Annotated in this window: 17 protein-coding genes; 10 read left to right on the top strand and 7 right to left on the bottom strand. The window is 36.4% G+C overall.

Features of this window, described 5'->3' with window-relative positions; genetic code table 11:
* Positions 1–87 precede the first annotated feature (87 nt).
* Positions 88–633: a DUF2911 domain-containing protein gene (locus BUB25_RS01300; RefSeq protein ID WP_072938592.1), complete on the bottom strand. Its 546-nt coding sequence runs from the start codon at positions 631–633 to the stop codon at positions 88–90.
* 226 nt (positions 634–859) lie between these two features.
* On the opposite strand from BUB25_RS01300, the gene BUB25_RS01295 reads away from it, so the two are divergent.
* The 8 genes from BUB25_RS01295 to BUB25_RS01260 all read left to right on the top strand — a co-directional run bounded on the left by BUB25_RS01295 (position 860) and on the right by BUB25_RS01260 (position 13,961).
* On the top strand, positions 860–1,309 hold the full coding sequence (locus BUB25_RS01295; RefSeq protein ID WP_072939700.1) for a hypothetical protein: 450 nt from the start codon (positions 860–862) through the stop codon (positions 1,307–1,309).
* Between the two features lie 213 nt (positions 1,310–1,522).
* On the top strand, positions 1,523–3,199 hold the full coding sequence (gene asnB, locus BUB25_RS01290; protein ID WP_072938589.1) for an asparagine synthase B: 1,677 nt from the start codon (positions 1,523–1,525) through the stop codon (positions 3,197–3,199).
* Positions 3,200–3,509: 310 nt separating this feature from the next.
* The gene (asnB, locus tag BUB25_RS01285) at positions 3,510–5,123 is read left to right on the top strand and encodes an asparagine synthase B (protein WP_072938586.1); all 1,614 of its coding nucleotides are present in this window, start codon (positions 3,510–3,512) and stop codon (positions 5,121–5,123) included.
* A 182-nt stretch (positions 5,124–5,305) separates the two neighbouring features.
* Positions 5,306–7,249, top strand: coding sequence for a DNA topoisomerase (ATP-hydrolyzing) subunit B (gene gyrB / locus BUB25_RS01280; RefSeq protein WP_072938583.1), 1,944 nt, complete (start codon positions 5,306–5,308; stop codon positions 7,247–7,249).
* A gap of 112 nt (positions 7,250–7,361) precedes the next feature.
* The gene (gene mdh, locus BUB25_RS01275) at positions 7,362–8,297 is read left to right on the top strand and encodes a malate dehydrogenase (protein ID WP_072938579.1); all 936 of its coding nucleotides are present in this window, start codon (positions 7,362–7,364) and stop codon (positions 8,295–8,297) included.
* Between the two features lie 225 nt (positions 8,298–8,522).
* Positions 8,523–11,492, top strand: a complete 2,970-nt coding sequence (secDF, locus tag BUB25_RS01270) for a protein translocase subunit SecDF (protein WP_072938576.1) — start codon at positions 8,523–8,525, stop codon at positions 11,490–11,492.
* A gap of 149 nt (positions 11,493–11,641) precedes the next feature.
* On the top strand, positions 11,642–12,253 hold the full coding sequence (locus tag BUB25_RS01265) for an acyloxyacyl hydrolase (protein WP_072938572.1): 612 nt from the start codon (positions 11,642–11,644) through the stop codon (positions 12,251–12,253).
* A gap of 151 nt (positions 12,254–12,404) precedes the next feature.
* Positions 12,405–13,961 carry a T9SS type B sorting domain-containing protein gene (locus BUB25_RS01260; protein ID WP_084089373.1) on the top strand — a complete coding sequence of 519 codons (1,557 nt, stop codon included), beginning with the start codon at positions 12,405–12,407 and terminating at the stop codon, positions 13,959–13,961.
* A 64-nt stretch (positions 13,962–14,025) separates the two neighbouring features.
* Here the strand turns inward: BUB25_RS01260 and lgt are convergent, their stop codons facing one another.
* The 5 genes from lgt to BUB25_RS01235 form a co-directional block, all read right to left on the bottom strand.
* Positions 14,026–14,979 carry a prolipoprotein diacylglyceryl transferase gene (gene lgt, locus BUB25_RS01255; RefSeq protein ID WP_072938567.1) on the bottom strand — a complete coding sequence of 318 codons (954 nt, stop codon included), beginning with the start codon at positions 14,977–14,979 and terminating at the stop codon, positions 14,026–14,028.
* 61 nt (positions 14,980–15,040) lie between these two features.
* On the bottom strand, positions 15,041–15,289 hold the full coding sequence (gene yidD / locus BUB25_RS01250) for a membrane protein insertion efficiency factor YidD (RefSeq protein WP_072938564.1): 249 nt from the start codon (positions 15,287–15,289) through the stop codon (positions 15,041–15,043).
* Between the two features lie 38 nt (positions 15,290–15,327).
* The gene (cysS, locus tag BUB25_RS01245) at positions 15,328–16,806 is read right to left on the bottom strand and encodes a cysteine--tRNA ligase (RefSeq protein WP_072938561.1); all 1,479 of its coding nucleotides are present in this window, start codon (positions 16,804–16,806) and stop codon (positions 15,328–15,330) included.
* A gap of 48 nt (positions 16,807–16,854) precedes the next feature.
* A complete protein-coding gene (gene folE / locus BUB25_RS01240; RefSeq protein ID WP_072938557.1) occupies positions 16,855–17,526 on the bottom strand; it encodes a GTP cyclohydrolase I FolE in 672 nt (223 codons plus the stop codon).
* 265 nt (positions 17,527–17,791) lie between these two features.
* The gene (locus BUB25_RS01235) at positions 17,792–18,985 is read right to left on the bottom strand and encodes a pyridoxal phosphate-dependent aminotransferase (protein WP_072938554.1); all 1,194 of its coding nucleotides are present in this window, start codon (positions 18,983–18,985) and stop codon (positions 17,792–17,794) included.
* Between the two features lie 128 nt (positions 18,986–19,113).
* Here BUB25_RS01235 and BUB25_RS01230 point away from each other — a divergent pair, with 128 nt between their 5' ends.
* Complete coding sequence (locus BUB25_RS01230) at positions 19,114–20,442, top strand: PDZ domain-containing protein (RefSeq protein ID WP_072938551.1); 1,329 nt, start codon at positions 19,114–19,116, stop codon at positions 20,440–20,442.
* Positions 20,443–20,506: 64 nt separating this feature from the next.
* Here BUB25_RS01230 and BUB25_RS01225 read toward each other — a convergent pair whose 3' ends face one another.
* The gene (locus BUB25_RS01225) at positions 20,507–20,899 is read right to left on the bottom strand and encodes a DUF1573 domain-containing protein (RefSeq protein ID WP_072938548.1); all 393 of its coding nucleotides are present in this window, start codon (positions 20,897–20,899) and stop codon (positions 20,507–20,509) included.
* Between the two features lie 228 nt (positions 20,900–21,127).
* On the opposite strand from BUB25_RS01225, the gene BUB25_RS01220 reads away from it, so the two are divergent.
* A complete protein-coding gene (locus tag BUB25_RS01220) occupies positions 21,128–23,761 on the top strand; it encodes a valine--tRNA ligase (RefSeq protein WP_072939696.1) in 2,634 nt (877 codons plus the stop codon).
* The last annotated feature ends 71 nt before the right edge of the window (positions 23,762–23,832 follow it).

The raw sequence follows: 23,832 nt of genomic DNA, 5'->3' as shown, positions 1-23,832 counted from the left end.
GCAATGAATTATAAAAAATAAAACCTAGCGAACTTAGCGTAAATTTTTGTGCTCTTTGCGGTTAAAAAAGTATAAAGCAGAAAACTTTTATTTGACAAAAGGAATAGCAACACGCATTTTATCCCAACCTAAATTAAGGATTACCCCATTGTCTGATTTGGTAAAAACCATTGAAAAAGCTTCCAGATAATCGTCGGCGGTAGTTACCGGAACGGTCAAACGCGCTACATCTTTCTCCGATTTATAGGTATAGGCTCCCCAAACGTTTCGATCTTTGTTGATGATAACGGTCCATTCTTTTTCTCCGGGAATGGTGTATAAGGTATAAGTCCCTGCCTTTATTTTGGTTTTACCAAGATACATATCAGTAAAAAAGCTTATTTCGGCAGCTTCATTGGCTCCGGTTCTCCAAACTTTTCCATAAGGAGCTAATTCACTAAGACTACGACCTTTTAGTTGAGGTCGGCTATAGATTATTCGTGCAATTTTGTTGGCATCTTTGTAATCATTAGGATACCAAGCCGCATCCATCGGGCTTTTGTCAAGATCCGGGAACTTTTGCGCATTTGCATTAACAGATAAAAGCATCAAAAATGCACAGCTAAGGGTAGTGATAAGTGTCGATTTTTTCATAGTTTAAATTGAATTATTTATAAGGTTAAAATTATTAATTGTGGTTTTGTAAAGTTAGAAAATCCTTTCAAAGTTTCATAACAATGTCGAAAGGGATTGAGGAAAAGTTGTGGGGCTTTAGAATAATAGCCTAACTTTGGGCTCTTTTGGAACAATGAAAATGTACTTCTTTATGATGAGATTTGCGGTTTTGCTTCCATTATTCTCTATTTTTAAAATAAATAAAATGACTTTCAAACAAAAAATATATCAGTATTACCAGCAACTCGTTCAAGACCGAATCGATGTTTTTAGGGACATGATTGCGGCATTGACGGAGGATTCTAAAAACGATGCCAAAGGTTCTGCCGGTGACAAACATGAAACGGCCTTGTCAATGATGCATCTTGAACAGGAGAAACTCAATACTAAGTTGAGGGAAGTGCTTGCCCAAAAAGCAGTTTTGGATAAAATGGATTCCAGTGTAATTGCTGAAACCATTATATTGGGGAGCTTGGTCAAAGCCAATGGGATCTATCTGTATCTGAGTTTGGCATTGCCAAAGATTACTATCGATGGAGTCAATGTTATTGCTTTGTCTCCTCAATCTCCGCTGGGAACCCATTTAATGGGGAATAAAGTGGGTTTTACCTTTGAAATCAACACTACAAAATATACTATTGAGGAAATAGTATAGTCTTCTTGTTGCTTATTTGCTTTGCATTTTTTGTTGAAAATTAAAATTTTCAACTTTAGCATCGCATTTAAAATCATTCAAATTACATATTTTGCATAAAAATTGATTTTAGGTTTATATATGTAACTATATAGTGTTTTTGTGTTTTGTTTTTATAACTGATAGCGCACCTTTGCCTTATCAAATTAAATAAAATATTTAAAATATATAGTTATGTGCGGAATAGTATGTGCCTTTGATTTAAAACAAAAAGCGGAAGTTTTAAGACCGCAAGTATTAGAAATGTCTAAAATTATTCGTCATCGCGGACCGGATTGGAGTGGGATTTTCAGCAATCATAAAGCCATTTTATCTCATGAGCGATTGGCTATTGTTGATCCGGCTTCGGGAAAACAGCCTTTGTTGAGTGAAGACGGAAAATTAGTTTTGGCTGCTAATGGCGAAATATACAACCACAGAGAGTTGCGCAAGCAATTTGAAGGAAAATATAACTTTCAAACAGAAAGTGATTGCGAGGTTATTTTGGCACTTTATAAAGAAAAAGGACCTCATTTTATAGACGAAATGAATGGAATCTTCGGATTTGCAATTTATGATGTAGATAAAGACGAGTATTTTGTGGCACGTGACCACATGGGGATTATTCCATTGTACATTGGTTGGGATCAACATGGAACTTTTTATGTGGCTTCAGAATTGAAAGCGCTTGAAGGCTATTGTACTAAAATTCAATTGTTCCCTCCGGGACATTATATGAGCAGTAAAGACGGAGAGTTTGTGCAATGGTACAAAAGAGAATGGACAGAATATGATGCGGTAAAAGATAACGAAACCAGTATTTCAGATATCAAAGTGGCGCTGGAAGCGGCTGTTCATAGACAATTGATGAGTGATGTGCCTTATGGAGTATTGCTTTCAGGAGGTTTAGATTCTTCTATTACTTCGGCTGTGGCCAAAAAATACGCCCAAAAACGCATTGAATCAGATGATACTACAGATGCCTGGTATCCGCAACTGCATTCGTTTTCAGTAGGATTAGAAGGTTCGCCGGATTTAGCTGCCGCTCGTAAAGTTGCAGATCATATTGGTACGATTCACCATGAAATTAAATTCACGATCCAAGAAGGTCTGGATGCAGTGAAAGATGTAATCTACAACTTAGAAACCTATGACGTGACTACTGTTCGTGCTTCGACTCCTATGTGGTTGATGGCGAGAGTGATTAAGTCAATGGGAATTAAAATGGTATTGTCAGGTGAAGGTGCCGATGAATTATTTGGAGGCTATTTGTATTTCCATAAAGCGCCAAATGCACAGGAATTCCATGAGGAAACCGTACGTAAGTTGAGTAAACTGCACATGTATGATTGTTTGCGTGCCAATAAAAGTTTAGCGGCTTGGGGTATTGAAGGGCGTGTTCCGTTTTTGGACAAAGAATTCATGGATGTGGCGATGAGGGTGAATCCAAAAGATAAAATGATTACTAGCGAACGCAAAATGGAGAAATGGGTCGTTCGTAAAGCTTTTGAAGATATGCTGCCGGAAAGTGTTGCTTGGAGACAAAAAGAGCAATTTTCTGATGGTGTTGGGTACAGTTGGATTGATACTCTAAAAGAAGTGGTGGCTAAAGAAGTTTCTGACGAACAATTGGCCAATGCGAAATATAAATTCCCATTGCAAACGCCAACATCTAAAGAAGAATATTACTATCGTTCTATTTTTGCTGAGCATTTCCCTAGCGATGCGGCGGCTTTATGTGTGCCACAGGAAGCAAGTGTAGCTTGTAGTACTAAAATTGCTTTAGAATGGGATGAAGCATTCAAAAACATGAATGATCCATCAGGAAGAGCAGTGACAAACGTGCATGATGATGCCTACGCCAAAGCATAAATCAGATTGAGATTTTAATCTTTATATTTTGAATTTTAGTTAAAAAAACGCGCTCATTTTGAGCGCGTTTTTTGTTTAGGAATCAGTTGTTAAAGAAGTTATAGGCTTTAAGTATAGACGATTGCTGTTTTAAGCTTGGAGTTTTACTTCTTCTGGTGAGGATTTAAGGTTTGTGTATTACATTTTTTATGTAAATAATGCGTTTTGGTTGTTTTTTGTAATTAAAATGGAAGTTTGTGTTTTGTAAATTCAAGTATTGATGCAAATTTGTTTTGATAAAATTGATGGGGAACTGTAAAAAAATACTGTTATGTGTGGAATATTAGCCGTTATAGGAAAAGGAAAAGATGAGGAATTAGTAAAAGAGCTTTCAAAAAGGATGTCGCATCGTGGTCCGGATGAAAGTGATTTTCATGTTACTGACAAAGGGCATATTCTAAGTCACGAACGCCTGTCTATTATTGATTTGCATTCGGGGAAGCAACCTATTCAAGGGACTAGATCGGCTTATATGGTTCACAATGGTGAAATTTACAACCATCAGCAATTGAGAGATGGTATTTTGAAAGCGCATACTTTTAGAACCCATTCGGATTCGGAAGTAATTGTTCATTTGTATGAAGAGTTTGGTTATGATTTCTGCGATATGCTGGATGGGGTTTTTGCCTTTGTTGTCATTGACGGAGATGATTTTATCGCAGCGAGAGATCCGCTTGGAGTTAAGCCGTTGTATTATGGACTAGATGCCCGAGGGAAGATTTATTTTTCTTCGGAAATGAAAGCTATAGCTGATCAATGTAAAACATTTTCTACTTTTCCGCCGGGGTATTATTATACCCAAAAAACAGCTTTTGTGAAATATTACAGACCACAATACGAAGATTATCTAAAAGCCGATCAGGATTTAGATCTCGAATTAATCAGAACAACTCTAACGGAGGCTACGCGTAAGCGCTTGATGAGTGATGTGCCTATTGGGGTGTTGCTTTCGGGAGGATTAGGCTCCTCATTGATCTCGTCTATCGCTTCAAGATTGTTGAAGGAGCAAGGGAAAACGCTGCATTCTTTTTCGATAGGATTGGATGCAAATACTCCGGATGCTTTGGCGGCAAGACAAGTGGCTGAGTTTTTAGGAACGGAACATCATGAAGTTCATTTTACAATAGAACAAGGAATCAAGATTCTGGATAAACTGATTTGGCATCTGGAAACCTATGATGTGACTTCAATACGGGCGAGTACTCCAATGTATTTCTTATCGAAAGCAATAAGCGATTTAGGAATCAAAGTGGTGCTTTCGGGCGAAGGTGCCGATGAGATTTTTGGAGGATATCTTTATTTTAGAAATGCGCCCTCTGCCGAAGAGTTTCAGAAAGAAACCATTGAAAGGGTACAGAAATTATTCACCGCCGATTTGTTAAGAGCAGATAAGTCGACCATGGCGCACGGATTAGAGGCCAGAGTGCCGTTTTTAGACAAAGCTTTTCTGGAAATGGCTATTTGTATCAAAGCGGAAGAGAAAATGCCTAAAACCTATGAAGGAAAAGAAAAATATATATTGAGAAAAGCATTCGATACTCCAGAAGATCCTTATTTACCACAAGACGTTTTGTGGAGGCAGAAAGAGCAATTTTCTGACGGTGTAGGTTACAATTGGATTGACCAGTTGATCGACTGTTGTTCTTCTCAGGTTACTGATGAGCAATTAGCCGGAGCTGCAGCCGAATTTCAATACAATACCCCAACGACCAAAGAAGCTTATTTTTACAGATCCATATTTAACAAACACTATCCGCAAATCAGTGCTGCTCAAACGGTTAGAAAGTGGATTCCGAAGTGGCAGGAAAATCAAGATCCAAGCGGAAGGGCAAATGCCGCTCACCTAAAAGCGGATGTTGAAATGGCGAAAACTTTCATGATATAGTTTAGAATATTTTTTTTTATCAGTTAAGAACAACGCTCTCGGTTTTGAGGGTGTTTTTTTTATGCCTTAAATCAACAATATGTTAATAACTTAACGGCTTAAAAAGGGATTTTAACGGTTATATAGTTTACGTTTTTATATATTTGCGTGTTAGAGACAATTATATTATTAGAATAAAACATATGAGCGAAGAAATCAAGAAGGACAATTATTCAGCGGATAGTATTCAGGCATTAGAAGGAATGGAGCACGTTAGAATGCGTCCATCGATGTATATTGGAGATGTAGGTGTTCGAGGACTGCATCATTTAGTTTATGAAGTAGTCGATAACTCTATTGATGAGGCAATGGGAGGACATTGCGACACTATTGGTGTTTGTATCAATGAAGATGGTTCCGTTTCTGTAGAGGATAATGGACGTGGTATTCCGGTTGGGATTCATAAAAAAGAAGGTGTTTCTGCTCTTGAGGTTGTAATGACTAAAATTGGTGCCGGAGGTAAATTTGACAAGGATTCTTACAAGGTTTCTGGAGGTTTGCACGGTGTTGGGGTTTCGGTAGTAAACGCATTGTCTACTCATCTTACTGCAACTATTCACAGCAGTGACGGTAAAATATACCAGCAGGAATATGAAAGAGGAAAAGCAATGTATCCGGTAAAACAAATTGGCGAGACTGAAAAGAGAGGTACTATTGTAACTTTTTTTCCGGATCCAACTATTTTTACTCAAACTACTGAGTTTTCATACGATACTTTGTCGGCACGTATGCGTGAATTGTCTTTTTTGAATAAAGGGATTACGATCACTTTTACGGATAAAAGAGAATTAGATAAAGACGGTAAATTTGTTTCTGAGGTCTTTCATTCAGATGAAGGTTTAAAAGAATACATCCGTTACTTAGATGGAAACCGTGAGCCAATTATTGCTCATGTGATTTCTATGGATCACGAAAAAGGAGAAATTCCGGTGGAGGTTGCGTTAATTTACAACACCAGTTATACGGAGAATATTTTTTCTTATGTGAATAATATCAATACACACGAAGGGGGAACGCACCTGCAAGGTTTTAGAACGGGTCTTACAAGATCGTTAAAGAAATATGCGGATGCTTCGGGAATGTTGGATAAATTGAAATTTGATATTGCAGGTGATGATTTCCGTGAAGGATTGACGGCAATTATTTCTGTAAAAGTGCAAGAGCCGCAATTTGAAGGGCAAACTAAGACTAAGCTTGGAAACAGGGAGGTGGTGTCGCCGGTAAGTCAGGCAGTAAGTGAGATGATTGAAAATTATTTGGAAGAAAATCCAAATGATGCCCGTATCATTGTTCAAAAAGTAATTCTGGCAGCTCAGGCTCGTCACGCTGCCAAGAAAGCACGTGAAATGGTACAACGCAAAACCGTAATGGGTGGAGGCGGATTGCCAGGAAAACTGTCTGATTGTTCTGAACAAGATCCGGCAAAATGTGAGGTGTACCTTGTCGAGGGAGATTCGGCAGGTGGAACGGCCAAACAAGGTCGTGATCGTGCCTTTCAGGCTATTATGCCATTGCGTGGTAAGATTTTGAACGTAGAAAAAGCAATGCATCACAAGGTATTCGAAAACGAGGAGATTCGTAATATTTTTACAGCTTTAGGGGTAACAATCGGAACTGCTGAGGATAGTAAAGCTCTTAATCTTGAAAAATTGCGATACCATAAAGTAATCATTATGTGTGATGCCGATGTCGACGGTAGCCACATTGCTACTTTGATCTTAACGTTCTTTTTTCGTTTCATGAGAGAATTAATTGAGCAAGGATATGTATATATAGCAGCACCTCCTTTATATTTGGTTAAAAAAGGAAATAAGAAAGAATACGCTTGGAATGATGTACAACGCGACCAAGCCAATGAAAGAATGGGAGGAAGCGCAGCCATCCAGCGTTATAAAGGTCTTGGAGAGATGAATGCAGAGCAATTATGGGAAACAACAATGGATCCTAATTTCAGAACATTGCGTCAGGTTAATATTGATAGTTTGGCAGAAGCCGATCGTGTTTTCTCTATGCTAATGGGGGATGAGGTTCCTCCAAGAAGGGAATTTATCGAGAAAAATGCAGTTTATGCAAATATTGATGCTTAATAAAAAAGTTTAATTGTCAATTCGTTTAATTGTTTATATTTACGTAAACGATTAAACGAATTGTCGATTTATCGAAGAAATAATTTAACTAATAACCAATAAAGTATAAAATATGAAAGTTACCATTGTAGGAGCAGGTAATGTTGGAGCCACTTGTGCCGATGTGATTTCTTATAGAGGAATTGCGAGTGAAGTAGTATTATTGGATATAAAAGAAGGTTTTGCCGAAGGTAAGGCTTTGGATATCATGCAATGTGCTACTAATACGGGTTTTAATACCAAGGTATCCGGTGTTACCAATGATTATTCTAAAACGGCAAATAGTAATGTAGTGGTTATTACTTCAGGTATTCCAAGAAAACCAGGAATGACGCGCGAAGAATTAATTGGGATTAATGCTGGGATAGTCAAAACGGTTGTCGAAAATGTATTGGTATATTCGCCTGATGCAATTATTGTAGTGGTTTCTAACCCAATGGATACGATGACTTATTTAGCCTTAAAAGCTACAGGATTGCCAAAGAACAGGATTATAGGTATGGGCGGAGCACTTGATAGTTCTCGTTTTAGAACTTATTTGTCTATGGCTTTAGATAAACCGGCTAATGATATTTCGGCTATGGTAATAGGGGGTCATGGTGATACTACGATGATTCCGTTGACTCGTTTGGCATCTTATAATGGTATCCCGGTTTCTCAGTTTCTTTCTGAGGAAGCTTTGCAGAAAGTAGCTGCTGATACTATGGTAGGAGGAGCTACATTGACAGGGCTTTTGGGAACTTCAGCTTGGTATGCTCCGGGAGCTTCAGTTGCTTACCTGGTAGATAGTATCTTGAATGATCAAAAGAAAATGATTGCTTGTTCTGTTTTTGTCGAAGGAGAATACGGGCAAAATGATATTTGTATTGGCGTGCCTTGCATTATTGGTAAAAATGGGGTTGAAGAAATTCTTGATATCGAGTTGAATGACAATGAAAAAGCTTTATTTGCTAAAAGCGCCGATGCTGTTAGACAAATGAATGACGCTTTGAAATCAATTTTAGCTTAATAATTTAGTTATATAATAGAGAAGACTGCACTTTTGCAGTCTTTTTTTTGAGATTAATTAATAAATAAATTGGTTAATCTTGTCGTTAATTATATATTTGCTCGGTTTAAAAAAATAATATAATTCTTGGTTTTTCTAATTGTATGGTTAAGAATGTATTAGGGTAAATCTTAGAAAGACTAAAACAAAAATAAATAAATATAAAATAATTAATTTTTAGTAATAATGCAGAATAAAGGACTTATTAAATTTTTCGCAATTCTATTTGCGTTGGTGAGTATTTACCAACTTTCATTCACTTTTGTCGCAGATAAAGTAAAAAGCGATGCAAAAACTTTTGCAGCTGGAAACCCTGATAAAGAATTGAAGTATTTAGATTCTATCAGTAAGGAAAAAGTATTCAATCTTGGATTTACAGATTTTACTTTTAATGAAGTTACTGATAAGCAAATCAACAAAGGTCTTGACTTAGAAGGAGGTATTAACGTGATACTTCAAATCTCTGTTAAAGACATCTTGAAAGGATTATCCAATAATTCTAAAAACCCTGTTTTCAATAAGTCTTTGGCTGACGCTACTGCTGATAAACAAGGAAATAAGCCTTATTTAGATAAGTTTTTTGATGCTTTTGATGCCAATTCCAAAGGAACAGTAAAATTAGCTTCTCCAGATATCTTTGCTAACAGAAGTTTACAAGGTGAAGGTGGTGTAGATTTTCAAATGACAGACGCACAGGTTAAAAAAGTAATCAAAAGAAAAGTTGATGAATCAGTAGAAAGTGCTTTCGGAGTATTGAGAAAACGTATCGATAAATTTGGTGTAACTCAACCCAATATTCAAAAATTAGGGGCGTCTGGACAAATTCTTGTGGAGCTTCCTGGGGCTAAAGATGTAGACAGAATCAAGAAATTATTGCAAAGTACTGCTCAATTAGAGTTTTGGGAAACCTATAAAATTGAAGAAATTGGTAATTTCTTAATGGCCGCTAACGAGTCATTGAAAAAAACTGAAATTAATAAAGTAGAGACTAAAGAAGTTGTAAAAGATTCTTTGAGTGCTTTATTGGCTGATGGTAAAGATTCTGCTGTTGCTAAAAAAGGAAACAATCCTTTGTTCGATAAAATTATTGCTCAAGGTGGTGGTCCGGTTCTAGGTCTTTTCTCACCAAAAGATACAGCCGTTGTAAATGGTTATTTGAAAAGAGCGGATATCAAAATTTTATTAGCAGCTGATCAGCGTTATGCTAAATTTGTTTGGGGTAAATTGACAACAATCAAAGATGCTAAAGATAAAGATGTTGATGCTGTTGAATTATATGCTTTAAAAGGAAATAGAGATAACGTAGCCGCTATGAGTGGTGGAGTTGTTACTGATGCTCACGATTCATTCGATCAATTTGGAAAGCCTTCGGTTTCTATGCAAATGAATGGACAAGGTGCTAAAGCTTGGGAAGAATTAACAGCCAAAGCCTATACTCAAAAAAGTAATATTGCTATCGTTTTGGATAACGTGGTATATTCTGCACCAGGCGTTTCCAGCGGACCTATCTCTGGAGGAAGATCTGAAATTTCAGGTTCTTTTGATGTAACAGAAACGAAAGATTTAGCTAACGTTTTAAGAGCAGGTAAATTACCAGCAGCCGCTGATATTGTTCAATCAGAAGTAGTAGGGCCATCCTTAGGTCAAGAAGCTATTGATAATGGTACTAACTCTGCATTAGTTGGATTGCTCTTAGTATCGCTATGGATGATGGTATATTATGGAAAAGCGGGTTGGTATGCTAATATCGCTTTAGCGGTTAACTTACTGTTCTTGTTTGGAATTTTAGCCAGTTTAGGAGCGGTTCTTACATTGCCGGGTATTGCCGGTATCGTATTAACTATGGGTACTGCGGTAGATGCGAATATCATTATTTATGAAAGAGCCAAAGAAGAATTGCGTGACGGCAAGTCATTGAGCGAAGCTGTGGTTTCTTCTTACAGTTGGACTGGAGCTATGCGTTCTATTGTTGATGCGAACGTAACGCATATTTTGACTGGAGCGGTATTGTTTATTTTTGGTTCAGGACCAATTAAAGGTTTTGCTACTACATTATTGATTGGTATTGTTACTTCATTGTTTACCTCTATTTTTATTGCTAGAATTTTTATCGATAGAAATATTGCAGGAAAGAATGATTTATCATTTGTAACTAATTTCTCTAAAAATTTCTTTACAAACTTCCATTTGGATTTCTTGAAGTATAAAAAATGGGCTTATGGTTTCTCTGCCGTTGTTGTGGTGGTGAGTATCGTTTCTCTTTCTACAAATGGATTGGATCAAGGGGTAGATTTTGTTGGAGGTAGAACTTTCCAAGTGCGTTTTGAAAAACCGGTACAAGCTGAAGTAGTAAAAGAAGAGTTGGTTAAAGTTTTTGGTAGTGCTGAAGCAAAAGTATTTGGAAGCGATGATCAATTAAAAATTACAACCAAGTATAAAGTACAAGAACACGGAAGTGAAGCTGATGAAGAAGTAAATAAATTATTGTATGATAATTTGAAACAACATTATTCTGCGGGACTTACTTACGAAAAATTTGTAAATGCTTATGATGGAAAAAAATTAGGTATTTTACAGGCTTCTAAAGTAGGACCTACCGTTGCAGAGGATATTAAAACCAATGCCTATTGGGCGGTTCTTGGATCTATGGCAATTGTGTTTTTGTATTTGATGATCAGTTTTAGAAGATGGCAGTATAGTTTAGGTGCAATTGCAGCTATTGCTCACGATGTTATTTTCGTTTTAGGAATTTATTCATTATGCTATAAATTTATGCCTTTCGGAATGGAGATTGATCAGCACTTCATTGCGGCTATTCTTACCGTAATTGGTTATTCTATGAATGATACCGTAATTGTATTTGACAGGGTTCGTGAATTTCTTGATGGAAAAATCAAAGGTTCTTTTTATGAGATAGTTAATAAATCTATTAATACGACTATGTCAAGAACGATCAATACGTCTTTAACAATGGTTGCAGTATTATTGATTATGTTTCTTTTTGGAGGTGAATCAATCAGAGGGTTTATCTTTGCAATGTTGATAGGTATTCTTGTAGGTACATATTCATCTTTGTTTATTGCTACACCAGTATTGGTAGATACGATTTCTAGTGTTGATAAAGACTTAATTGAAAAACATCATCTAGAAGCTTAATCAACAGATTTAAAATATTTTTAGAAAAGGCCTAACGAGAGTTAGGCTTTTTTTTTATGCTTTTTTTTGATATTAATGATGTGATAATTGATTAATTTTAGGGTAAGTATTTGATTTGTATGTTTTTATTCTAATTATAAAATCAGATCATGAAAGCGAAAATGTTCACTTTAGTCTTTCTTTTGTTTTCTATGACTTTCTATGCGCAAGAAAAGAGACGAGATTTTTCTGTTGGGGTTTTTTATGGTTTTGGGAGAAATATCAATAAGGAGGATTATTTTTATAATAGCCATTGCTTCAAGCTTCGGATTTCTGGTGTAATAAAAGAGTCAAAACATTTTAGATACGAATTATTCATACAGCCTCAGTTAAATTTTGTAAAACATAAGCTTTTGAATCTTAACTATGTTAGTGAAGATCTACCGGACTATATTCAAAAACGGGAAGAATTTGGGAACTTAAAATCAATTACCGATTATGTGTTTAATGTAGGCTTCGTTATTAAAAAAAGCATTTCTGAAAGATATGATGTTTTTGTTTTAGTCAGTACTGGTCCAATGATTACGGACACAGAGACTGAAAGACTCTCTAAAGGTTTTGCCTTTTCAAGTGTTTTGTCAATGGGAATTGCGATAAACTATTCTCATTTTAGTTTTGAATTTGGTCCTAATTATAACCATATTTCTAATGCAGGACTACAAGAAACCAATAGTGGCTACAGTGTTCTTAATTTTGAACTTGGCCTTAAGTATCGATTGTAATTTTGTGTTTATTAGAGTTAAAGTGTTTTTTATAAGTCTTTTACGGTTTTTAATTATGTAAATTTTCTCTTTTAAAAGGCTCAAATTTTATATATTTACTAAACAATAGAATATAATTCCTGTTTCTTAATCTATTTTAAAAATTAGAACTATGAGAAAGAATTTACTATTATTTGTTTTTGTATGTTGCACCAGTTCCTGCTTTTTTGCTTACGCCAATGTGACTAATATGGATCTGAAGATTGGTTTTTTAAAGCTAAGTTCGGAGAAATCCGTCTTAGCCCCGATAGTAAGTTCTCCAGTGTATTATTGTCAAGGAAGTGCAGCTGTACCATTAACAGCGACTCCTTCTGCGGGAGCAGTTTTAAATTGGTATGGAACAAATGCTACAGGCGGTACAGCCTCTTCAACTGCGCCAATACCATCTACAGCTGTGGTTGGGACGCTATCGTATTATGTCAGTGAAACAGCAGCGGGTATTGAAAGTCCCCGTTCAAAGATAGATGTTATCGTAGTTGCAGATAATGGCTCTTCAATTTTAAGTTTGAGATGTGATCCTAGTCAAATTGCGATAGCTGATAAATATTCTTCTGTTCTTTTTGATTGGACAAATACTGTCGGCTTGCCTAATCAATACAGCTACAGTTATTCAATTGATGGTGGAGCTGCAGTTACAGGAACTACCGGACCTACTACTTTACAAGTATTAGGACTTTCGCCGGGACAATCTGTTACTTTAACTGTGGCACATACAACCTATCCTTGTGATCGTTCTGTAATTACTTGTAGAGTTCCATGTTTAACAACAACGACGCCTACTTTTACTCCCGTTGGACCTATATGTGAGGGAGGAACTGTTCCTTCATTAGCATCCACTTCTAATAATGGAATTACAGGTACTTGGTTTCCATCAACGATAGATTCTAGTGTGCCGGGCACTGTAAGACATACTTTTACCCCAGATCCTGTGGCTTATCCATGTGCTGTATCACAAACGATGGATATAATTATTGGAGATTTTTTAGTACCTGATTTTACTGATTTGTATATTTGCTATGGTACAATACCTCCTGATTTAGAAACTCAGTCTCCAAATGGAATTAGCGGATCTTGGTCACCGGCTGTTATAGATAACACAACAAGTGGAACCTATGATTTTACTCCTGATCTAGGACAATGTGCTGTTTCAAAAACGATAAATGTTGATGTAAATCCATTAGTCACTATTACAGCTGTAGATTGGACGGTTTCTGAGGCTTTTGCAAATAACCAAATAATAGCTGTTTCTGTGACACCAGCAGGGGATTATTTATACCAGCTGGATGAGGGGCCTTTTCAGGATAAGGCAAGTTTTGAGTCGGTTTCCTATGGTGTACATTCTATTACCGTTAAGGATAGATACGGTTGTAGTTTGGCTGTTACAGTGAATGATATTCATGTTATTGATTATCCTAAATTTTTCACTCCAAATGGAGACAATTATAACGATACCTGGAATGTTTTTGAATTGCAGAATGACTTGAGTTCTAAAATCCATATTTTTGATCGTTATGGTAAGCTGCTAAAAGAAATTAGACCTAATGGTAACGGTTGGAACGGTACTTATAACGGTAGAGCTTTGCCTGCCGATGATTATTGGTTTGTTATTCATTATACGGAACAAAATATTCGAAAAGAATTTAAGTCTCATTTTGCTTTAAAACGGTAAAATAAAAAAAGCTTCCGCATTTTCGGAAGCTTTTTTATTTTTATATGTTATTTGAGAAACTTAATTAAATTTCAACGGGCTTTTCAGCTGTAATGATAAAATAAAGGCCAATTATTATAAAAGGGATGCTTAGCCATTGTCCGGTAGAAAGTAGTCCTAAAGCGCTTTCAAATCCGCCTTGGCTTTCTTTGACGGACTCCACTACAATACGTACTGAAAACAGTAATACTAGAAAAAGTCCAAACAAATATCCTGATTTCTTTCTTACATCTGTTTTCCAATATAGGAAAAACAATATTGCGAAAACAAAAATATAACAAAAGGCTTCGTACAATTGAGCCGGATGTTTTGCCGGTACCTGTTCCAGTAAACTAGCGAACTGAGGGTCTGTGGCAATGGCAGTATAAGCTTCTTTTGGGTTTTGGATTTGTGTTGCATTTACAGCGTCCCTAGGGCTAAAATGATCGTGAATAAATTTAATTCCAAAAGGAGAATTAGTTTCTTTTCCTACTATTTCTGAATTGAAAAAATTACCAAGTCTTACAAAGATGGCTCCACTAGCTACAGGGATTACTACTCGGTCTAAAATCCATAATAGGGGTCTTTGCAGTACTTTTTTACTGTAATAGTACATAGCAATTATGATAGAAATTGCTGCTCCATGACTCGCTAATCCTTGGAATCCGGTAAATTCCCATCCTATAATTAGGTCAAAAAGGACTGCGTTTGGATTTTCTCTGATAGGTAAAAATATTTCCAGCAAATGATTCCTATAGTATTCCCAATCATAAAAAAACACATGCCCAAGACGTGCGCCAATTAGGGTAGCAAGAACGGTCCAAATGAATAAGGAGTCTAGTTTTTCGATGGATTCGCCCTCGCGTTCGTATATTTTTTTCATAATATACCAGCCTAATCCAAAGGCAATTACAAACATTAAGCTGTAATACCTGATCATGAAAAAACCTAAATCAATACCTTCTGATGGATTCCAAATTATATGTAAAGGCTGTGTCATTTATTTTTTTTTATAGTTTGTAAAAATAGAGATTCCGTGTAAAATCCGTACTAATAAAAGGTTAATGTTTGTGAGAACATTGTTTTTTTGGAACCGGGTCGTAGCCCCTTTTTCCCCATGGATGGCAGCCAAGAATTCTTTTTATTCCTAGAAAGCCCCCGTAAAACAAGCCGTGTACCTGTAAAGCTTCCATCATATAAGAAGAGCATGTTGGTTCAAATCGACAGGCAGCAGGAGTAAAGGGCGATATGGCGACCTGATAAAATCGAACCAGTAATAGAAATGGATATATGAGAATTTTTGAAAACATTTTCAATATGGATTTTCCACTTTGTTATTGCATTTTGTTTAGAGACTAAATGAAGTTCCTTCTTTACCATCTTTCAATTGGATGCCTAAAGCAATCAATTGATCTCTGATTTGGTCAGAAAGCGCAAAATTCTTATCGGCTCTCGCTTGATTTCGCATTCCGATAAGCATATTTATAGTCCCTTCCAGTTTATCATTACTATTGTCGGCAAGCTTTTCATCTTCTAATCCCAATACATCAAATACAAATGCATGCATTGCTGCTGCGAATATTTCTAAATCAGTCGCATTCAGACTTTCTTTGCCGTCATTTAATAGATTGACAAACCGAACGCCCTCGAATAATTGAGCAATTAAAATAGGGGAGTTGAAGTCGTCATTCATCGCGTCATAACAAGCTTGTTTCCAGCTGGCAATGTCAAGGGAACTTTTAGCACTTGGATTGATTTGTTTCAATACATCCATGGCTTCCATCAATCTTTTGTATCCTTTTTCGGCTGCTACAATGGCATCATCCGAAAAATCGAGGATGCTTCTGTAATGTGCCTGAAGCATAAAGAATCGGGCTACAGATGCTGAGAATGCTTTGCTTAAAATCGTGTTTTCACCGGTCAAAATCTCTCTTGGAAGGATATTATTTCCGGTAGATTTTGCCATTTTTTTACCGTTTAAGGTAAGCATATTGGCATGCATCCAGTAATTTACCGGAGTTTGTCCTGTACAGGCTTCATTTTGGGCAATTTCACATTCATGATGTGGGAATTTTAAGTCCATTCCTCCACCGTGAATATCAAAATGATTGCCAAGGTATTTCGTGCTCATGGCTGTACATTCTAAATGCCAACCTGGGAATCCATCGCTCCAAGGTGATGGCCAACGCATGATGTGTTGCGGTTCAGCTTTTTTCCAAAGGGCAAAATCCTGTGGATTTCTTTTGTCAGACTGCCCGTCAAGATCTCTGGTATTGGCAAGCATGTCTTCAATATTTCGGCCGCTCAACCTGCCATAATGATTGGTTTCGTTGAATTTTACCACATCAAAATAGACGGAACCATTGGCTTCGTAACCAATGCCTTTGTCAATAATTTTTTTGATGATCTCAATTTGTTCAATAATGTGACCTGTAGCTGTAGGCTCGATACTGGGAGGTAAAAAGTTAAATGCTTTCAGGATTTCGTGAAAATCAACGGTATAGCGTTGCACCACTTCCATTGGTTCGAGCTGCTCTAAACGTGCTTTTTTGGCAATTTTATCCTCACCTTCGTCAACATCATCCACAATATGACCTACATCAGTAATGTTTCGAACATAGCGCACTTTGTATCCTAAATGCAATAAATACCTAAAAATAACATCAAAGGACATGAAAGTTCTCACGTTACCAAGATGTACATTGCTGTAAACCGTAGGGCCACAAACATACATACCAATATTTCCTTCGTGGATAGGTACAAATGTTTCTTTCTCTCCCGAGAGTGAATTGTATATTTTTAGAGTCTGATTATTGTATAGAGGCATTATTTATCTATTTATTTCTAATGAATTCTGCTTTGGGGTTGGGAGGGGTTAGAATTTTGTTTCTAATTTGATATAATCTAAAAATTCTCTTCGGGCTTGGGCTTCTTTAAATTTACCGCCAAATTCAGAGGTAACCGTGCTGCTTTCAATATCGCTGATTCCTCTTGAATTGACACAAAGGTGTTTTGCATCAATAACGCAGGCAACATCTTGGGTTCCTAAAGCATTTTGCAATTCTTGAACAATTTGCATTGTCAATCGCTCTTGTACCTGAGGTCTTTTGGAGTAATACTCAACAATTCGATTCATTTTAGAAAGTCCAATCACAGTTCCGTTAGAAATATAAGCCACATGAGCTCTTCCTATAATTGGTAATAAATGATGCTCGCAAGTAGAATAGACGATAATGTTCTTTTCAACTAACATTTCGCCGTATTTGTAATTATTATCAAATGTGGATGCTTTTGGTTTTCGATCCGGATTTAGACCGCCAAAAATTTCCTTTACAAACATTTTAGCAACACGATTAGGGGTTCCTTTCATGCTGTCGTCTGTCAAATCCATACCAAGGGTAAGCAGAATATTTTTGACATCCTTTTTTATACTTTCTATTTTTTCATCGTCTGAAAGATCAAAAGCGTCTTTTCTTAATGGATTTTGTGCGCATGAACCAATATGATTGTCTCCTATTTCGTCATGTGATTCTTCTCTATTTATCATTAAAAGTTACTATTATAGTGGGTAGAATAATTTAAGCGGTAAAGATAATTAATAAAAACCAAAGAATTTCTATCGCTTTTAATAATTAATTGATCTCTTTTTGCTGCGGTTTAAACGGGGAATTTTATCAAAAAGAACAAAGGCAATAACGTTAGAATTGTTATTGCCTTTGTTATAAGTATTTAATTATTGCTTTCTCAATTGAAAAGCTTCATTTTTGAGGAACAGTTTTTTTTTAGATGGACAACTTTGTTTCTAATGTAAATTATTTCGAATTATAAGCAACAATAGCTTCTTTCAAAATATGAACCGCACTGATAAGATCTTCCTTTTTTAATACATAAGCAATTCGCACCTGGTTCAAACCTGCGCCTGGGGTAGAATAGAAACCAGCTGCCGGAGCTACCATAACGGTTTCACCGTTGTAATCGTAACTTTCCAAAAGCCATTGAGCAAAATCATCAGCATTTTCTACCGGGAGTTCAGCAATACAGTAAAAAGCACCTTTTGGTGTAGCCACTTTTACGCCTTCAATCTTGTTTAGTTCAGCTATAAGTGTATCTCTGCGATCTTTATATTCGGTGATTACTTCGTCAAAATAGCTTTGAGGAGTGTCAAGAGCGGCCTCGCTTGCTATTTGTGCAAATGTAGGCGGACTCAATCTTGCTTGCGCAAATTTCATTGCAGTGGCCATAAGTTCTTTGTTTTTTGAAACAATACAACCAATTCTGGCACCGCACATACTGTATCTTTTAGAAACAGAATCAATCATGATGGCATTTTCTTCAAGTCCCGGGATATTCATTACTGAATAATGAATGTCGCCATCATAGGTGAATTCTCTGTATACTTCATCAGCAATCAAAAACAAATCGTGTTTTTTCACCAAATCAGCCAATTGCATCATTTCTTCTTTAGAATACAAATAACCCGTTGGGTTTCCTGGATTACAAATAAGGATTGCTTTGGTTTTTGGAGTAATTAGTTTTTCAAAATCGGCTATTGGAGGTAAGGCAAAACCCGTGTCAATGGTAGAAATAACAGGTACTACTTTTACACCGGAAGCGGTCGAAAAGCCATTGTAATTAGCATAAAATGGTTCCGGAATAATGATCTCATCACCTTGATCCATGGTGCTTCCCATAGCAAAAAGCAAGGCTTCAGATCCACCTGTTGTGATGATAATGTCTTCAACATTGATTGGTAATCCCTGATTTTTATAGAACTGGGATAGTTTAGTTCTATAGCTTTCAAAACCCGCTGAATGACTGTATTCTAATACTTTAATGTCGAAATTCTTTACAGCATTCATGGCTACTTCCGGCGTTTTTATATCGGGTTGGCCAATGTTTAAGTGGTATACTTTATGTCCTTTTTTCTTGGCAATTTCCGAATAAGGAACTAATTTACGGATAGGAGACTCAGGCATTTGTTTGCCTTTATTGGATATTTTTGGCATGATTATAAAATATTTGATATGCAAATTTGCGACTTTTTTTCGAAATTAATGCCGTCAAAAAGGATATTTATTGTTGATTGTGTATTATAAAGAAGGAATTTTAGTAATTTTATAAAAAACGATTTTATATGAGAAAATTGATCTTGCTTTTCTTTGCCTTTCTTGTCGTCTGGCCTGCTTCGGCTCAAGATGAATTTCAATTTAAAAACGGAATTGATAAAGTTAAGATCCCTTTTCAATTGATCAATAATTTAATTTTTATTCCTATAAAAGTCAACGGTACCCAACTTACGGTTTTGTTGGATTCAGGTGTGCAGGAAACTATTTTATTCAGTTTAGAAGATAAAAGCGAGGTGAGTCTTAAAAATACTGAAAAAATAAGCCTGCGCGGTTTGGGGAGTGAAGATGCGGTCGAAGGTTTAAAATCTGAAGGGAACCTGATCGAAGTTAACGGAATGGAATCAAAGCAGCATCTGTTGTATATTATTTTGGATCCCAGTTTTAATTTATCATCTCATGTAGGGATTCCCGTAAATGGAATTATCGGTTATTCCTTTTTGAAACATAATCTGGTTTCAATTGATTATACGAAGAAACAGCTCATTGTATATAAAGACACTCCAAAAAACAGAAAAAAAATAGAGAAGAAGACAGTAAAGAGCCCAATTTCTATCGAAAAGGCAAAGCCGTATATAAACACCACGATGGTGATAGATTCAGTCCCTATTGCGGCCAAATTATTGATCGATATCGGAAACAGTGATGCAATATGGCTTTTTCAAAAGATTTCGGATAAGATAAAGGTTCCCCAAAAAAATTTCGAAGACTACTTAGGCAAAGGCTTCAGCGGTGATGTATTGGGCAAAAGAGCGCGAATTTCAGCATTTACAATTGCGGATTTTAAATTTAATAAACCTATTGCCGCTTTTCCGGATTCCAGCTCCATAAAGCATGTGACCATGGCTTCTGGTCGATTGGGTTCTGTAGGAGGTGAAATTCTAAAAAGGTTTTTAATTGTTTTTGACTATCCTAACGGATATATTTATTTAAGAAAGAACAAAGGATTTTCTACTCCTTTTAGTTACAATAAAAGTGGAATTGAAATTAGTCATGCCGGGATGCAGTGGGTCAAAGAGACCGTGCGTCTCAATACGACTAAAATTTTCATGAACGGCAAAGAGGATAAAGAGGATACTAACACTTCAGAATTTAAATACAAATTTGATTTAAAACCTGTTTTTGAAATTGCAAATATTCGAAAAAAATCACCAGCGGAAATTAGCGGCTTGCAAAAAGGAGATATAATACTTTCGGTTAATAAAAACCCGGCTTATAAGTATACTTTGCAACAAATTAATATGTTATTGAGGTCTGAGGATGAAAAATGGATAACATTAGAAATTGAAAGGAATGATAAGACTTATGTATTCAAATTTCAACTCATTGATGTTTTATAGCAAAAAAAAAAAATCGCTTCTTGAAAAAAGATTCAAGAAGCGATTTTTAGGTGTATTAAATTGTTTAATTGGCAATTATTTCCCCTTTAATCTTCAAGGGGATTCGGCCTTCCTCATAATTTATAGCGTTGGATTCCACGGTAATTGTTTTACGGATTGGTCCGGGAGCCGACATGTTGTATTTAATTTCAATTTTGGCAGTTTTTCCCGGCAAAACAGAATCTTTCGGTGCGGAAAGGATGGTCAAATTTGATGTTGATTGCACCGAAACGATGATTAATGGAGCGTCACCGGTATTGGTAAATTCAAAAGTCCGAATCCCGTTGTCACTGCCTTTGCTTATTTTTCCATAATCGATAGTGTTATTTTGTACCTTAAATTCAATTTTAGCACCTTTTTGGGCAAATCCTATACAGCTAAAGAGTACGATTGCTAATAATGTGGCTATTTTTTTCATTTTTAGTTTTATTTAATAAAAGTAAATATACTTTCTTTTAATTAGTACACAAATTTTTATTTCCCTTTTTATAGTCTACTTAATTATTTACTTTTGTTGCCTATATGAATTACAATAATTAGACCAAAGTAAAATTTAGAGCTTATTTTTGCATTTATTTCACTGCTAATCATTGTATTGAAAGATAAAAAAAACACCAAATTAACGATTAAACGAATCCACTATAAAATGACTATTCCTGCACAATTTGACGCCAAGACTATTGAAGATAAATGGTACGATTACTGGATGAAAAACAATTATTTTCATTCGGAGCCAGACCATAGAACTCCTTATACCATCGTAATTCCTCCGCCAAATGTTACCGGAGTTTTGCACATGGGGCACATGTTGAACAACACCATTCAAGATGTTCTGATCAGAAGAGCGCGTTTAAAAGGATTCAATGCTTGCTGGGTTCCCGGAACAGATCATGCTTCGATTGCTACAGAAGCCAAGGTTGTTGCCAAATTAAAAGCCGAAGGAATCAATAAAAATGATTTAACTCGTGATGAATTCTTGGCTCATGCCTGGGAATGGACAGACAAATATGGTGGTGTTATTTTGGATCAGTTAAAAAAACTGGGCGCTTCCTGTGATTGGGAACGAACTAAGTTTACGATGGATCCGGATATGTCAGCATCGGTAATTCGCTCTTTTGTCGATTTATACAACAAAGGCTTGATTTATCGTGGATATCGAATGGTAAACTGGGATCCCGAAGCCAAAACAACCTTGTCTGACGAAGAGGTTATTTATGAAGAACAACAAGGAAAATTATATTTCCTGAAATATAAAATCGAAGGAAGCGAAGACTTTCTTACCGTAGCTACAACGCGTCCGGAAACTATTTTTGGGGATACCGCGATTTGTATCAACCCGAATGACGAACGTTTTGCTCATTTGAAAGGCAAAAAAGCGATTGTGCCTATTTGCGGCAGAATTATTCCAATTATCGAAGATGAATATGTGGATATCGAATTCGGAACCGGTTGTTTGAAAGTGACTCCGGCTCACGATATGAACGATAAAACCCTTGGCGAAAAACACAATTTGGAAATCGTTGACATTTTCAATGAAGATGCCACTCTGAATAGTTTTGGTTTGCATTATCAAGGGAAAGACCGTTTTGTGGTTCGCACCGAAATTGCAAAAGAATTAGAAGAAAATGGAGCTTTGGCAAAAACTGAAATCCATTTGAATAAAGTGGGAACTTCTGAAAGAACCAAAGCCGTTATTGAGCCAAGATTATCAGATCAGTGGTTCCTGAAAATGGAGGATTTGGTAAAACCGGCTATTAAAGCAGTTTTAGAAGACGGCGAAATCAAATTGCACCCGGCCCGTTTTAATAATACCTACGCGCATTGGTTAAATAATATCCGCGATTGGAATATTTCGCGTCAATTGTGGTGGGGACAGCAAATTCCGGCTTATTTCTACGGTGACGGAAAAGAAGATTTTGTAGTTGCTGAATCTATAGAAGAAGCACTGAAGTTAGCACAACAGAAAACTTTAAACTTTAAACTTGAAACAAAAGATTTAAAACAAGATGTTGATGCCTTAGATACCTGGTTTTCTTCCTGGCTGTGGCCAATGTCCGTTTTTGGCGGGATTATGGATCCTGAAAATGAGGATTTCAAATATTATTATCCAACGAATGATTTGGTTACCGGTCCGGATATTTTGTTTTTCTGGGTGGCCAGAATGATCATTGCAGGTTATGAATACACGGGTAAAAAACCATTTTCGAATGTGTATTTAACCGGACTAGTTCGTGACAAACAAAGACGCAAGATGTCCAAATCATTGGGGAATTCGCCAGATCCTTTAGATTTAATCGATAAATTCGGTGCCGATGGTGTTCGTGTGGGATTGCTTTTGAGCGCTTCTGCCGGAAACGACATTATGTTTGATGAGGAATTGTGTAACCAAGGAAAAGGCTTTACCAACAAAATCTGGAATGCCTTTAAATTAATCAAAGGTTGGGAAGTTTCGGATGCTATTCCGCAACCCGAATCTTCAAAAGTGGCGATTGAATGGTATGAGGCTAAGTTGCAACAAACACTTTTGGAAATCGAAGACAATTTTGAAAAATACAGAATTTCCGATGCTTTGATGGGAATTTACAAATTGGTTTGGGACGATTTCTGTTCTTGGTTCCTTGAAATGATCAAGCCGGCTTACCAACAGCCAATTGACAGCCTGACTTTTGCCAAAGCGATAGAAATGCTGGAGAACAATATGAAATTATTGCATCCGTTTATGCCCTTCCTGACTGAGGAAATTTGGCAATTATTGGCCGAAAGAAGCCCGGAAGAAGCTTTGATTGTTTCTACTTGGCCAGAAATGAAACCATTTAACGCGGATTTAATAACAGATTTCGAAAATACAATCGAAGTGATTTCTGGAATCAGAACGATTCGTAAAGACAAGAATATTCCGTTCAAGGACGCGATTGAGTTAAAAGCAATCAATAACGATAAAGCTTCTACTTATTTTGATGCGGTTGTGACCAAATTAGGAAACATTACTTCATTGGAATATGTTTCGGATAAAGTGGACGGCGCCTTGTCTTTCCGTGTGAAATCGAATGAATATTTTATCCCAATTATTGGAAACATTGATGTTGCAGCAGAAATTGAAAAATTGACTGCTGAGCTGGTTTATACGCAAGGTTTCCTGAAATCGGTTCAAAATAAATTGTCTAACGAGAAATTTGTAAATGGTGCGCCGGAGAAAGTTTTGGCAAACGAAAGACAAAAAGAAGCCGATGCTTTGGCTAAAATCGCTACGATTGAACAAAGTTTGGCCGGATTGAAATAAAGAGTAGATCTTTTTTGAAATACATAAATCCTATTCGTCTTGACGAATGGGATTTTTTTTTGAATTAAAGT

The sequence above is a fragment of the Flavobacterium granuli genome (genome assembly GCF_900129705.1).
In the GTDB taxonomy this organism is placed as follows: domain Bacteria; phylum Bacteroidota; class Bacteroidia; order Flavobacteriales; family Flavobacteriaceae; genus Flavobacterium; species Flavobacterium granuli.
Note: the sequence above shows the minus strand (reverse complement) of the source record. Positions and strands in the feature narration are given on the sequence as shown.